The organism is Fredinandcohnia onubensis (assembly GCF_002734285.1).
Lineage (GTDB): Bacteria > Bacillota > Bacilli > Bacillales > Bacillaceae_L > Ferdinandcohnia > Ferdinandcohnia onubensis_A.
In genome coordinates, this window is the sequence record NZ_NSEA01000020.1 from 25452 (window position 1) to 40038 (window position 14587).

General features: G+C 39.2%; 15 protein-coding genes. 12 read left to right on the plus strand and 3 right to left on the minus strand.

Annotation, left to right across the window (positions count from 1 at the left end):
- Window positions 1–169: 169 nt before the first annotated feature.
- Entirely contained in the window at window positions 170–1717 is a 1548-nt protein-coding gene (gene pruA, locus CKJ95_RS18715; RefSeq protein WP_099354968.1) for an L-glutamate gamma-semialdehyde dehydrogenase, read from the plus strand.
- Window positions 1718–1777: 60 nt separating this feature from the next.
- Here the strand turns inward: pruA and CKJ95_RS23540 are convergent, their stop codons facing one another.
- Entirely contained in the window at window positions 1778–1942 is a 165-nt protein-coding gene (locus CKJ95_RS23540) for a hypothetical protein (RefSeq protein ID WP_180271581.1), read from the minus strand.
- Window positions 1943–2134: 192 nt separating this feature from the next.
- Window positions 2135–2437: a heme biosynthesis protein HemY gene (locus CKJ95_RS18720; protein ID WP_099354969.1), complete on the minus strand. Its 303-nt coding sequence runs from the start codon at window positions 2435–2437 to the stop codon at window positions 2135–2137.
- 464 nt (window positions 2438–2901) lie between these two features.
- On the opposite strand from CKJ95_RS18720, the gene putP reads away from it, so the two are divergent.
- Together putP and CKJ95_RS18730 are read left to right on the plus strand one after the other, a co-directional pair.
- The gene (putP, locus tag CKJ95_RS18725; RefSeq protein ID WP_099354970.1) at window positions 2902–4416 is read left to right on the plus strand and encodes a sodium/proline symporter PutP; all 1515 of its coding nucleotides are present in this window, start codon (window positions 2902–2904) and stop codon (window positions 4414–4416) included.
- Window positions 4417–4745: 329 nt separating this feature from the next.
- The gene (locus tag CKJ95_RS18730; RefSeq protein WP_099354971.1) at window positions 4746–5201 is read left to right on the plus strand and encodes a GNAT family N-acetyltransferase; all 456 of its coding nucleotides are present in this window, start codon (window positions 4746–4748) and stop codon (window positions 5199–5201) included.
- A 56-nt stretch (window positions 5202–5257) separates the two neighbouring features.
- On the opposite strand, the gene CKJ95_RS18735 is transcribed toward CKJ95_RS18730, so the two are convergent.
- Window positions 5258–5575 (minus strand): thioredoxin family protein, encoded by a 318-nt coding sequence (locus CKJ95_RS18735; RefSeq protein WP_099354972.1) that lies wholly within the window; start codon window positions 5573–5575, stop codon window positions 5258–5260.
- Window positions 5576–5940: 365 nt separating this feature from the next.
- Between CKJ95_RS18735 and gatC the strand changes: the two genes are divergently transcribed.
- The 9 genes from gatC to CKJ95_RS18780 all read left to right on the plus strand — a co-directional run bounded on the left by gatC (window position 5941) and on the right by CKJ95_RS18780 (window position 14356).
- A complete protein-coding gene (gene gatC, locus CKJ95_RS18740; protein ID WP_099354973.1) occupies window positions 5941–6231 on the plus strand; it encodes an Asp-tRNA(Asn)/Glu-tRNA(Gln) amidotransferase subunit GatC in 291 nt (96 codons plus the stop codon).
- Between the two features lie 14 nt (window positions 6232–6245).
- On the plus strand, window positions 6246–7703 hold the full coding sequence (gatA, locus tag CKJ95_RS18745; RefSeq protein WP_099354974.1) for an Asp-tRNA(Asn)/Glu-tRNA(Gln) amidotransferase subunit GatA: 1458 nt from the start codon (window positions 6246–6248) through the stop codon (window positions 7701–7703).
- A 15-nt stretch (window positions 7704–7718) separates the two neighbouring features.
- A complete protein-coding gene (gatB, locus tag CKJ95_RS18750) occupies window positions 7719–9149 on the plus strand; it encodes an Asp-tRNA(Asn)/Glu-tRNA(Gln) amidotransferase subunit GatB (protein WP_099354975.1) in 1431 nt (476 codons plus the stop codon).
- 661 nt (window positions 9150–9810) lie between these two features.
- Window positions 9811–10062 (plus strand): DUF3949 domain-containing protein, encoded by a 252-nt coding sequence (locus CKJ95_RS18755; RefSeq protein WP_099354976.1) that lies wholly within the window; start codon window positions 9811–9813, stop codon window positions 10060–10062.
- A gap of 140 nt (window positions 10063–10202) precedes the next feature.
- The gene (locus tag CKJ95_RS18760) at window positions 10203–10748 is read left to right on the plus strand and encodes an RNA polymerase sigma factor (RefSeq protein WP_099354977.1); all 546 of its coding nucleotides are present in this window, start codon (window positions 10203–10205) and stop codon (window positions 10746–10748) included.
- Entirely contained in the window at window positions 10745–11188 is a 444-nt protein-coding gene (locus tag CKJ95_RS18765; protein ID WP_099354978.1) for an anti-sigma factor family protein, read from the plus strand. The genes CKJ95_RS18760 and CKJ95_RS18765 overlap by 4 nt, the downstream gene beginning before the upstream one ends.
- Entirely contained in the window at window positions 11185–12279 is a 1095-nt protein-coding gene (locus CKJ95_RS18770) for a hypothetical protein (protein ID WP_099354979.1), read from the plus strand. The genes CKJ95_RS18765 and CKJ95_RS18770 overlap by 4 nt, the downstream gene beginning before the upstream one ends.
- Complete coding sequence (locus tag CKJ95_RS18775) at window positions 12279–13232, plus strand: hypothetical protein (RefSeq protein WP_099354980.1); 954 nt, start codon at window positions 12279–12281, stop codon at window positions 13230–13232. The genes CKJ95_RS18770 and CKJ95_RS18775 overlap by 1 nt, the downstream gene beginning before the upstream one ends.
- Window positions 13233–13450: 218 nt before the next feature.
- Entirely contained in the window at window positions 13451–14356 is a 906-nt protein-coding gene (locus tag CKJ95_RS18780) for a diacylglycerol kinase (protein WP_099354981.1), read from the plus strand.
- Window positions 14357–14587: the final 231 nt, after the last annotated feature.

Consider the following 14587-nt stretch of genomic DNA (forward strand, 5'->3'; position numbering starts at 1 on the left):
TAAAGTTAGGTCTTGTTTTTTTTATTGTTTATCACGCAAACGTACAATTATTGTCGAATTTTATAAAAGATAGAATATTGTGATATAAGTCTTTCGGGTTCACGAAAGCGCTTTAATTTAGTAGAATGGAATTGTTATCTTTTAAGATTACAAAGGGAGGCGAAGTAGAATGGTAGTACCTTACAAACATGAACCATTTACGGATTTTTCAATTGAGGAAAATAAGAAAGCGTTTGAGGCCGGTCTGAAGACTGTAGAATCATATTTAGGCAATGATTACGACCTGATCATAGGTGGTGAACGCATCTCAACCGAAGACAAAATCGTCTCTGTAAACCCTGCTAACAAAGAGGAAGTAGTTGGCCGTGTATCAAAAGCAAACCGAGAGCTAGCTGAAAAGGCTATGCAAGTTGCAGATAAAACATTCCAAACGTGGAGAAAATCAAGCCCGGAAATGCGAGCTGATATTCTTTTTAGAGCAGCAGCAATCGTTCGTCGTCGCAAGCATGAGTTTTCTGCCATACTCGTAAAAGAAGCGGGTAAACCTTGGAATGAAGCAGATGCAGATACAGCAGAAGCTATCGACTTTATGGAGTACTACGGACGACAAATGTTAAAAATAAAGAATGGAATTCCGGTCGAAAGCCGTCCAATTGAACATAATCGTTTTACTTATATCCCATTAGGTGTTGGGGTTATCATTTCTCCTTGGAACTTCGCTTTTGCGATAATGGCTGGTATGACAACGGCTGCATTGGTTTCAGGTAATACTGTGTTACTAAAACCAGCTAGTACAACTCCAGTAATTGCTGCGAAATTCATGGAAGTTCTTGAAGAAGCAGGATTACCTGCAGGAGTTGTCAATTACATCCCTGGAAGTGGCTCTGAAGTGGGTGACTACCTTGTAGATCACTCAAAAACTCGCTTTATCAGCTTTACTGGATCACGTGACGTAGGTTTACGTATTTATGAGCGTGCTTCCAAATTGAATGATGGCCAAATCTGGTTAAAACGTGTTATCGCTGAGATGGGCGGTAAAGATACAATCGTCGTTGATAAAGAAGCTGATCTAGAATTAGCAGCTAAATCAATCGTTGCATCAGCATTTGGATTCTCTGGTCAAAAATGTTCAGCGTGTTCGCGTGCAGTTATTGTGGAAGATGTATATGATGAGGTTCTAAGTCGTGCTGTTGAATTAACAAAAGAACTAACAGTGGGTGACCCTACTCAACAATCAACATATATGGGTCCAGTTAATGACCAAGGTGCTTATGACAAGATTATGAGCTATGTTGAGATTGGGAAGAAGGAAGGGAAACTTCTTCATGGTGGAGAAGGTGATGATTCCAAAGGCTGGTTCATCCAACCAACAATCTTCGCTGATGTGAATGAAGAGGCACGCATCATGAAAGAGGAGATATTTGGTCCTGTAGTGGCATTCTCTAAGGCGCGCGATTTTAACCACGCAATTGACATCGCAAATAACACAGAGTATGGATTAACAGGTGCAGTTATTTCAAACAACCGTGCAAATATCGAAAAAGCAAAGGAAGACTTCCACGTGGGTAATCTTTATTTTAACCGTGGATGTACAGGAGCAATTGTAGGCTATCAACCATTTGGTGGCTTTAATATGTCTGGAACAGATTCAAAAGCAGGTGGCCCAGACTATCTCACTCTTCACATGCAGGCTAAAACAATATCTGAAATGCTATAAAAATAAACGCCCTTTCATCAAATGAGAGGGCGTTTAGACTTTTTTGTTGTTGATAGATGCTTATTCTGTTTCCTCTTCTGCTCCATCCTCTGTTTCTGTTGAATCTGTATCTGTTTCTGTTTCTTCGGTATCTGGCTGTTGATCAGTATCTTCACTGCTGCATGCTGTCATCAAGAAAATGGCAAGTAAAGATGCTCCAATTTTAAACAATAAATTCTTTTTCATTGTTACTATACCTCCAGATATTTTGTGGATTGATTGGTTGTCTAAGCATCCAATCTAGTAACAATATACAACAGATAAATCGCTTAAAGACTTGATTTACAGTAAACAAACAGATTCTTTACACTAACTAGAAAAAGTAATGAAGTTGAAAAAAAGGCATATAAAAAGCGTGGAGTTTTCTCCACGCTTTTATTAATGATGATGATGTCCTTTTTTCGGGTTTGTTATTACAAATTGCTCTTCTGGAACGTAGAAGAATTGAATCCATACACCATCTAAATATTCTGCATCTCTCGTATCAAGAAGGACTTCAATATCTTTATCCGTTTTAACAATTTCGTCATGCTCAGTTGGGTTATCAAATTGAAGAGCGTAATGGGCGTGGTCACCGTGCATTTCTGTGATCACAACGCGAAGCATTTTGCCTTCTGATTCATCACTTTCGAGCATTTTCTTCATTGTTTTTGCAGCATTACGATTAATTTTTACATTCATGTCGATTCTCCTGTTTTTTATTAAAGTTTTATACTACTTATTTTCTCAGTATTTCTGAAAAATAACAAATATATAGCCTTTTTCTGAAAAAAGTTCGACTTAATTTTATTAGTTTTGATGAATAGTTATTAGATTATTAGATTCATATTGCAAATTTACACCGAAATAATGAATAAATATACATTGCGTAACTATTTTTATAATATTCAATCTGTTCTGTACATTATCATATGTTAAGATTTATAAGTGTTTATCTTGAGATGCAGCTATTATCGAAAAATGGGAATTATCATGAAATTGTATATGACTGCATAGGGATAGGAATAACGAAAACTTTGAGGGGGTGAAGGTGTGGAATATAGTTTAACAGGTACCACATATTTTTGGCTATTCGTGCCAATGATTTCGTTAATTGTTCTATCAGCTATCACATTATTTACTGACAAAGGAGAGGATGTCTAAACATGGATATTAACGTACAAACGTTAACAGCAATTATTATCTATCTTGTAGGAATGCTGGTCATCGGCATCCTGGCTGCAAGAATGACAAAAAATTTAACAGACTATGTACTGGGTGGAAGAAGACTAGGTGCAGGGGTTGCAGCCCTTAGTGCTGGATCGTCTGATATGAGTAGTTGGCTCATGCTCGGTTTACCTGGTGCGATGTATGCGGGTGGAATGGGTGAAATATGGATTGCAGTTGGTTTGGCAATAGGTGCTTATCTGAACTGGCAATTCATTGCGAAGCCTTTCCGTGTGTATACAGAGGTTTCAAATGATTCAATAACGGTTCCTGACTATTTTGAAAATCGATTCCGTGATGGATCAAAGCTTCTACGTGTTATTTCCGCGGTTGTTATCTTGGTATTTTTTACCTTCTATACTTCTGCAAGTCTTGTAGGTGGAGCCATTCTTTTAGAAAGCTCATTTAAAATGGACTATGAACTCGCCCTTTGGGTTGGAGCTGCCGTCATACTTTCCTATACTTTCTTTGGTGGTTTCTTAGCAGCAAGTTGGACTGATTTTGTTCAAGGAATTCTGATGTTCCTAGCATTAATCATTATTCCAATCGTCGTGATTTATGAGCTTGGTGGATGGGGTGATGCAGTCAATCAAATCGGTGCAATTGACCCATCTTATCTAGATGTCATGTCTGGTGCTACTACACTTGGAATCATATCATTATTAGCGTGGGGGCTAGGTTATTTTGGTCAGCCACATATCATTGTTCGATTTATGGGAATTAAATCAACAAAAGAAATTCCGAAAGCACGTTTTATCGGGATGACTTGGATGGTATTATCACTATTTGGAGCCATCTTTATCGGATTTACGGGTATTGCCTATTTCGCTGACGCACCTTTAGCTAACTCGGAAACAGTATTTATCGTATTTTCACAAGTATTATTTAACCCATGGGTTGCAGGATTCTTACTAGCCGCGATTTTAGCAGCTATTATGAGTACGGTTGATTCCCAGCTACTTGTTTCTTCAAGTGCATTGACACAAGATTTCTATAAAGCTATCTTTAGAAAGGAAGCTAGTCAAAAAGAGGAAATGTGGGTTGGTAGAATTGCGGTGCTTGTCATTGCAGTAATTGCTATTTTCCTAGGGTATGACCGTGAAAGTAAGGTATTAGACCTTGTAGGTTATGCATGGGCAGGATTTGGAGCTGCATTTGGTCCTGTTATCATTCTCTCCCTGTTCTGGAAACGGATGAATCGTTGGGGAGCGCTAGCCGGAATGATCGTAGGAGCAGTTACAGTTGTTGTCTGGAGTATTCTTTCTACACCTAAATTGAATGATGCCGGCGAGGTTATAAAAGAAGCTGTCATTCCATTTAGCTTGTATGAAATTGTTCCAGGTTTCCTACTTGCCACAATTACGATTATCGTTGTCAGCTTAGTTACAAAGGCACCATCCCAAGAAATCCAGGATGAATTTGACGCGGTAAAAGAGAAATTGAAAAAAGCATAGAAAAGTATTTTTATAGATTGAAAATGAGAGGCCGTTATTTGCATTGTAGCAAATAACGGCCTACTTTATTAGATTTCTAATTCCTTATATCATACTTGGGATGTTAGAAATTAAAATGTAATTCGTAATAAGATTCTGACAGGCCAAGTAGTGAAATCCAAAAATGAGTCGGAAAACGGTACAGATTTGGACAAGCTGACAGGGAAGAGCCTGAAGTGAGTCCGATTAAGATGGATTCGGATAAAATGAAGGACATTTCTTTTGTTGCCTAAGTAAGCGAGGTCACCCATAATATTTTAATAGGATAATAAGTTGCGAGGGGCCAGGATATGTCACCAATAAAGATTAAAGAAATTACAATCGAAAATTTTTATGAGTGCATTAGCTTAAAATTGGGCGAAGGGCAGGATAGGAAAATTGCGCCTAATGTACTTTCAATTGCAGAGTCTAAGGTAAATCCTTGTTATACACCGTATGCGATTTATTTGGATGAAGTTGTAATTGGATTTGTCATGACGGATTATGATCCATCACTTGAGCCCAGAAATAAATATTGGGTTCCGAGGTTGATGATTGATGTTCGATATCAAGGAAAAGGCTATGGAAAATCCGCGATGAAAAAGATTATTGATCAATTAAGAACAAATGAAGATTGTGAGTGTATCCGTCTATCAACAGAGCCAGACAACATAGTAGCTTTACGATTTTATGAATCCATCGGATTTGTAAATACGGGTGAGGTGTTAGATGGAACAGAGATTATTTTAGAATTAAATCTAAACTAGACAAAGAATGCCGTTAGTTGCTTGTATAAACAATTAACGGCATTTCTTTGGCAATATTAGATTCCTAACCCTTCAAGGTATTCATTGACTTGGTCAGGTGTTTTTGCGTTCGCACTGTGTAAGTGACCTAGCTTTTCTCCACCTTTATAATATAGGAGACTTGGGATTCCCATTACATTATACTTTTCAGCGATCTCTGGGAACTCGTCCTTGTCCATGCTGTACCAAGGAACACTATTGTGAGTTTCAAGAATCTCACCAATGAACGCTTCAAGTCGTCGGCAATCAGGGCACCAAGTTGTATCAAATTTAACAATTGCACCTTCAGATTGAATAATCTCATTAAATTGTTCAACAGAAGTAATCCTTTCCATTCCAATCACTCCACATCCTGTAATTTATCAATCCTACTATATCAAATTCCCCATCTAAAAGAGAAATAATCTGCCCAACTAGATGTTTCGCGTTGGTTCTTGTCGAAATCGGGAAGAATGAGAGAGGAACTATTGCCGAAACGGTGAAAATTTTGATATTATCAGTATATTACCTATAGGATGATGTTCAAAAAGTCCGGTGAATATGAAGCATCGAGTTTCTTCGTTGACTTGCTTTTCCGTTCCTCACGTATTAAGTGCATACGTTCCGGTACTCAAAGCTGCGCCGCCTCGAAATTCTCGGTCCTCTTCATCCTCCTTTTTGAACACACATTTAGGGTATGGACGGTGGAGGTGAAGGAAAAATGTCGAGGATTTCGATTGAAGAAGTTAAACATGTTGCTAACTTAGCGCGTTTAGCCGTGACAGAGGACGAAGCGAAGATGTTCCAACAACAGTTAGATGCGATTATTTCATTTGCTGAACAATTAAATGAACTAGATACAGATAATGTGAAGCCAACTTCACATGTTCTTTCCGTGAAAAATGTAATGCGTGAAGATGTTGCAAAAGAAGGATTACCGGTTGAAGAAGTATTGAAAAACGCACCAGATGCGAAAGATGGTCAGTTCCGTGTACCATCTATCATTGAATAAAGGGGGGAGAAAACTTGTCACTTTTTGATCACAAAATTTCAGAATTACATTCACTCTTACATAAAAAAGAAATTTCAGTATCAGATCTTGTAGATGAATCATTCAAGCGTATCAACGCGGTTGATGATAAGGTACAAGCTTTTTTAACATTGAATGAAGAAAATGCAAAAGAATACGCTAAACAATTAGATGAAGCACTTGAAAGCAATGATGACTTAGGTCTATTATTCGGTATGCCAATCGGTGTCAAAGATAATATTGTAACCAAAGGTGTTCGTACAACGGCAGCAAGTAAAATACTAGAAAACTTTGATCCAATTTATGATGCAACGGTCGTTCAAAAGCTCCAGAAAGCTCAAACAGTTACGATTGGTAAGTTAAACATGGATGAATTTGCAATGGGTTCTTCAAATGAAAACTCAAGCTTTAAAGTAACGAAAAATCCATGGGATTTAGAACGTGTTCCAGGAGGATCTAGTGGTGGTTCTGCAGCAGCAGTTGCGGCTGGAGAAGTATTATTCTCACTTGGTTCCGATACCGGTGGTTCCATTCGTCAACCAGCAGCTTTTTGTGGTGTGGTTGGATTAAAGCCTACGTACGGAAGAGTTTCACGTTTTGGTTTAATTGCTTTTGCATCGTCATTAGATCAGATCGGACCAGTTACTCGCACTGTTGAGGACAATGCTTTCCTATTACAGGCCATTTCTGGTGTTGATCCAATGGATGCAACTTCTGCGAATGTCGACGTACCAAACTACGTATCTGCTTTAACAGGTGATGTTAAAGGCTTGAAAATTGCTGTGCCTAAGGAATACCTAGGTGAAGGTGTAGATGAGGAAGTTCGTCAATCTGTTCTTGACTCGCTTAAGGTTCTTGAGGGACTTGGCGCGACATGGGAAGAGGTTTCACTTCCACATTCAAAATATGCATTAGCAACTTATTACTTATTATCATCTTCAGAAGCATCAGCAAACCTTGCTCGCTTTGACGGCGTTCGTTATGGATACCGCACAGATAATGCAGAAAATCTCATTGAGATGTACAAGCAATCGAGAAGCGAGGGCTTTGGCGATGAAGTAAAACGTCGTATTATGCTCGGAACCTTTGCATTAAGCTCAGGATACTACGATGCTTACTATAAAAAGGCACAAAAAGTTCGTACATTAATCAAGAAAGACTTTGAAGATGTATTTGAAAAATATGATGTTATCATTGGACCTACTACACCAACACCAGCATTCAAAATTGGTGAAAACATGGAAGACCCACTTACAATGTATGCGAATGATATTCTTACTATCCCAGTGAACCTTGCGGGTGTACCAGGAATATCAGTTCCATGCGGATTCTCAAATGGATTACCGCTTGGTCTCCAAATTATTGGTAAGCATTTTGATGAAAGTACAATTTATCGCGTTGCAGATGCGTTTGAAAAAGCAACCGAACATCATAAACAAAAACCACAATTGTAAGGGGTGAAAACAGAGATGAAGTTTGAAACAGTTATCGGGTTGGAGGTTCACGTTGAACTTAAAACCGAATCAAAAATATTTTCAAGCGCACCGAATGAATTCGGGGCTGCACCAAATACATTAACAAGTGTCGTTGAATTAGGGTACCCAGGTGTTCTTCCGGTTGTAAATAAAAAAGCTGTTGAGTGGGCTATGAAGGCTGCCATGGCTTTAAACTGTGAGATTAACCAGGAAACAAAGTTTGACCGTAAAAACTATTTTTATCCGGATAACCCAAAGGCCTACCAAATCTCTCAATTTGATAAGCCAATTGGTGAGAATGGCTGGATCGAAATTGAAGTAAACGGCGAAAAGAAAAAGATTGGGATTACTCGTCTTCACCTAGAGGAAGATGCGGGTAAACTTACTCACTCTGGTCGAGGTTATTCATTGGTTGACTTGAATCGTCAAGGAACACCATTGATTGAAATCGTATCTGAGCCAGACATACGTACACCTGAGGAAGCGTACGCCTACTTGGAAAAATTAAAATCAATTGTTCAATATACAGGTGTGTCTGACTGTAAAATGGAGGAGGGCTCACTTCGTTGTGATGCCAATATCTCGTTACGTCCAATCGGTCAAGAAGAGTTCGGTACAAAAACCGAACTTAAGAACTTAAACTCATTTGCCTTTGTTAAAAATGGTCTTGAGTATGAAGAGATTCGTCAGGCAGAAGTTCTATCTGCAGGGGGCGTAATCGAACAAGAAACACGTCGCTATGATGAATCTTCAAAATCAACTATTCTAATGCGTGTAAAAGAAGGTTCAGACGACTACCGCTACTTCCCAGAGCCAGACTTAGTCGAACTTTATATTGACGATGAGTGGATGGAAAGAGTTCGTGCAGAAATCCCTGAGCTTCCAGATGCTCGTAAAAAACGATATATTGAAGAACTCGGTCTACCTGAATATGATGCATCTGTTCTAACTGTAACGAAGGAAACATCTGATTTCTTTGAAGAAACAGTAGCAAATGGCGCGGATGCAAAACAAGCCTCAAACTGGATTATGGGTGAAGTTTCAGGGTACCTAAATGCCGAGCAGAAGGAATTACATGAAATTGCCTTAACTCCAGCAGGACTTGCAGGTATGATCAAGCTAATCGAAAACGGAACGATTTCTTCTAAAATTGCTAAAACCGTCTTTAAAGAGCTAATTGAAAAAGGCGGAGATGCGGAAACAATCGTGAAGGAAAAAGGGCTTGTTCAAATCTCTGATGAGGGTGCCCTAACAAAGATTATCGTTGAAGTTATCGGTAACAACCCTCAATCCGTAGAAGATTTTAAAAGTGGAAAAGGGAAAGCAATTGGTTTCCTAGTTGGCCAAGTAATGAAACAAACAAAAGGACAAGCCAACCCACAAATGGTAAACAAAATTCTTGCTGAAGAAATGAATAAATTATAAAAGATGAAGGCCTACTTATAATAAAAAGTAGGTCTTTTTTTCGTTCACCAAGCAAGGGTGAGTTCTACCGGCACACGCTGGATAGAAATAGTGCGTGGCATGTACCGCAAGAGGGCTTTACTCGTACACGCTCGTCAGAAATAGTGCGTGGCATGTACCGTAAGAGGGCTTTACTCGTACACGCTCGTCAGAAATAGTGCGTGGCATGTACCGCAAGAGGGCTTTAATCGTACACGCTCGTCAGAAATAGTGCGTGGCATGTACCGCAAGAGAGCTTTACTGGTACACACTCGGGAAAAATAGCGCGAAACATGTACTGCAAGCGAGTTTTACCGGTACACGCTGGATAGAAATAGTGTGTGGCATGTACCGCAAGAGGGCTTTACTCGTACACGCTCGTCAGAAATAGTGCGTGGCATGTACCGCAAGAGAGCTTTACTGGTACACACTGGGGAAAAATAACGCGAAACATGTACTGCAAGCGAGTTTTACCGGTACACGCTTTGGCAGAAATAGTTCGAGGCATGTACCGCAATCGGTGTTTATTGATACACCATTGGTCGAACATAAAAAAATATATATTTTTACAAAACACATGAAACTTTCTTAAGGGCTTAATCGTAAACTAAATATAAGCGTTTTCTCTCAAGGGGGTGCGAAGATGGATTTAATATGGATGATACTTGGAGCGGTTGTAGTTCTTTATATTTTAATAATGATTCCGTTCCAATATCGAAATATAGCGGCAACGAAGGAAGAATTAAAGAAAACGAAAAAGACACATAATGAAACGTATGAAGACATGTCCTTCGAGGAGCAACAATTACAGTATAACCTCCAAGGGAATTTGTTAAATCTACCATCAACATTAATCGCAACATTAATCTATAAATTACGTCATCGAGATAAATAATTGTTTTTGAGACCTTCAAGTTTTGAGGGTCTTTTTTCGTGATTTAAAATTTTTTTATTATTTTTTTATAAAAACTGTAGGGTATAGTAGGGGTAAGTTCGTCTAATAGGGTAGAGAAGAGAGAAGGGGGGAGAGCACGATTGGAGGATGAGATTCTGATTGAAAAGGCAAAAGCGGGCGATGAGCATGCCTTTCGGTTATTTATTGAGAAATATAAGAATCTAGTATTCAAGGCGATTTATTCAGTTTTGCGTCATGAAAAGGATGCCGAGGATGCGACACAGGAAGTGTTTCTGAAAATCTATTATGCCCTCCCCCAATACAGTTCACAGGGCATGAAAGCTTGGCTAACACGAATTGCGGTGAACCATGCAATTGATGTGAAGCGGAAGAAACAGCGGCAGCAAGAAATGGTACTTGAACCGGATGATATCCCGACACTCTCTTCCCCAGAAGAAAACGTCGTATTGCCACTTTTACAAAAAGAACAAAGAGAACTGGTCAAAAGTCGGTTACACGATATGCCTGCGAATTATCGTCAAGTGATTGAAGCTTATTACATAGCAGAAAAAAGCTATAAACAAATTGCAGAGGAACAGCAGGTTGAAGTAAAGACGGTCGAAACAAAGCTATACCGAGCCCGAAATTGGATGAAAAAACATTGGAAGGAGGATGATTTTAGGTGAGACATTACAGAGACGAAGAATGGTTCATGTACGTGAAGGATGAATTAGCAGAATCAAGGCGGGAAGAACTCGAAGATCACCTGTATTCCTGTGACCAATGTTTAGAAATATATATGAATCTAGTAGAGGACCAAGCCGAGGAGCTCCCAGATCTTGAAAATGATCATTTTACTGACGAGGTAGTAATGAAGCTTCGGGTGAAAAAGGAAAAACAAAAGAAGTCGATTTTACACAGTCCGATTTTCCATTATGGAATTGCAGCGGTTGTGACTTTAACACTAATGTCAACTGGGGTCTTCCAAAGTATGACGGGTATAGTGGGTACGGTGGAGGCATCCAGCTTTTCAAAGCAAAAACAATCTGTTTCAACTAGTTTGATGGAAAAAGCATTATCGGTTTTTGACATAATCAATACAGATCATGAGGAGGGAGAAAAATGAATTATAATCCAGTGCTAGCATTTTTCCTATCATTTATTCCAGGTGTTGGCCATTTTTATATAAATCGAAAGATAAGAGGGTTTATTTATGGAGTGGGAGCAGTTGGATCTATATTAATTGGAATCTTTGGATGGATGATGACGGGTTTTGAAGATCCATTATTAGTTGGGTTCATCATTGCATTTTTTGTAACGGTTATTAATGTATTCGATATGGTTATCTTTCTATTACGAAATAATAAGCACAATCAAAAGGAACAGGTGATTCAAACGGGAGATGAGCAAGTAATTGTTACACGAACGGATGACTCAGAACGTTTCTATACCATTATTCTATCGTTTATCCCGGGGTTAGGGCATTTTCAACTAGGCTTGTTGAACCGTGGATTAACCTTTCTAATCGGATTTTTCGGATTGGGAACCATGGTTGTGTTTATTTCCATTTTTACAGATCAAGGAGCATTCTTGGTGTTTTTAGGGATTCTACCGATTCTTTGGGTATATAACATGTTTGATGCGATTCAATTGATAGGGAAAAAACATAGAGGAGAAGAGTTAGTCGATAAGACCATTATCGAGGATTTTGAAGAAACAAGACGTGAGCAAGGGCGTAAAAGCAAAACGCTAGCCACAATTTTGGCGATTTTCCCAGGAGCGGGGCATTTGTATCTTGGCCTACAAAAACGCGGCATACAGCTAATGGCTGCCTTTTTATTCGCAATTTATATTTTAGACGTTCTCAGGTTGTCATTATTCCTGTTTTTAATCCCAATTATTTGGTTTTACAGCTTTTTTGATGCCCTTCAAAAGGTGTCAAAGCATGGAGAAGAGGACCTTGAGGATGTTCCGGTCGTTTCCTATATTGTCAATCACCAAAAGTGGGTCGGATTTGGGCTAATTGCATTAGGGATTTACTATTTACTAGTAAATGTTGTCCTTCCTACGGTTGGTCCTACGATTATGAGAGTTTTTAATTTTGATCTTCAATATTTTTACTACAATTACTTCCAAGGCACGATCATTTGTATCTTACTCATTGGCGGTGGCTTGAAGTTGATGGTAGGAAGTAAAAAACGGAAGGAGAATGCGTAATGAGAAAATGGCGGGTTGGTTCAGTTTCGATGGGGTTGTCTTTAGTCTTGCTGGGTGTTCTTCTTTTCCTATCACAGCTAAAAGGAATGCAAATGATGGAGCCACTGCTTGTGTGGTGGCCAATCATTCTGATTGTGTTGGGAATTGAAATTGTCGTATATCTATTTATGTCAAAGCAGGAAAATCCAGTTGTTAAATATGACTTCTTAAGTCTTCTTTTTGTTGGGATTATCGGAACAATTGGAATCGGGTTTACCTTGTTATCATCTGTTGGGCTTGTTGATGAGGTTCAAGGCGTGATTGGGGCGGAGCACCGTACGATGGATTTGCCAGCAATTGAGGAAAAGTTGGCAAGTGACGTCAAGCGTGTGGTCCTTGAAACGAACGGAGTAACAAGTAAAATCGAAGGATCAACTGCGAATGAACTTCATGTATTTGGCGTGTACCGTGCAACGGTTCACCCGAAGGCAGACCCAATCATTGCAAAAGCCAAGGATTATGTATTTACGAAGGTTGTCGGGGATACTATGTACGTGACATTAAAGGAACCTGCAGATCAAACGGGACCATTTTCTACATATGCAACAATTGAACCCACGATTATTGTGCCAAGTTCGATTAGATTAGAGGTGCGAGGTGAGCATAATCATGTATCACTTTATCCGGGCTCCCTTGAAAATAACTGGGTTGTAGATGGAGCGTCAAATGTATCGGTTAATATGAATGATAAGAGTGACATTTTACTATCAGCTGTTTCTAATAATGTGCTTGAGAATGGAAATATGGCATGGGATAAAATCGATACAACCGAACGTGGTGGAATTGAAGAGGTTTACGAGGAGAGTACAACCGAAAAATTATACAAAGGTACAAAAAAGTTGGGCGAAGGTACCTATAAGTTATCTATTTTTAATAGTGATCTTGTAACAGTGAATCTAGTTGAAAAAATGTAAGGATGAGTTGTGCGCTTTAGCTTCGGCTAAGCGCATTTTTTGAGTAATAGGCGTAAGCTAAGATGGGCAACATAATAGTGTTTTTTGAATATAAATGATATATTAAATAGGTGCGACGGAATTGGATTATTTTGCTAATAGTTCAAATTGATTAAATCGAATGGATAAGCTATGATGTAAATGAAATGTTAAGATTATCTTTTTTTAGGATGATGAAAATGAAAAGAGCTCGTATTATATATAATCCAACCTCTGGTAGAGAATTGTTTAAGAGACATCTGCCCGAGGTGTTAGAGAAGCTAGAAAAAGCAGGGTATGAAACCTCATGTCATGCAACAACTGGTGCTGGCGATGCAACAAATGCAGCCCGAATTGCGGTCGAGAGAAAATATGACCTAGTAGTGGCTGCAGGTGGAGATGGAACCATTAATGAGGTTGTAAATGGGTTGGCTGAGCAGGAGTATCGTCCAACACTTGGAATCATTCCTGTTGGAACAACGAATGATTTTGCACGCGCAATAGGGGTTCCTCGAAATATTGATGGTGCTTGTGACGTGATTGTAGAAGGAAACTCTGTTCCAATTGATATTGGCCGTATAAAAGATAAATATTTCGTTAATATTGCAGGTGGAGGAAGGCTAACCGAGCTAACCTATGAGGTGCCAAGTAAGCTGAAAACGATGCTTGGGCAGCTTGCTTATTATTTAAAAGGGATGGAGATGCTGCCATCAATCCGTCCAACTGAAGTGAGTATTGAGTATGATGGGAAACTGTTTGAGGGCGAGATCATGTTATTCCTCGTTTCCTTAACAAACTCTGTCGGAGGCTTTGAAAAGCTGGCACCAGACTCCTCAATGAATGACGGCTTGTTTGATTTGTTAATTTTAAAAAAGGCAAACCTTGCCGATTTTATTAAGGTCGCGACTTTGGCAATTCGTGGAGAGCATATTAACGACCCACATGTTCTTTACACAAAAGCAAATCGCGTAAAAGTAAATCCAACTGAAAAGATGCAAATCAATCTAGATGGTGAATACGGTGGCTTACTACCAGGTGAATTCGTAAATTTGTACAAACATATTAATGTGCTAGTATCGAAAGAAAAAGCAGAAAAGATGGAGTAAAATCTGGCGAGAGCCAGATTTTTTTGTTTGCAATAGGGCTAACGTGGGAATCGTGCCCGATTTGCGGTAGAGGAAGGCAAAAAGGATACGCAAGCGAGTAAATCGTGCCCGATTCGCGGTAGAGGAAGATAAAAGGGGAACGAAAGCTAGTGAATCAGGCCCGATCCCGCGGTTGAGGAAGGAAAAAGGGAACGCAAGCAGAAGAAGCCTGCCTAATCGAATTGGGCATGG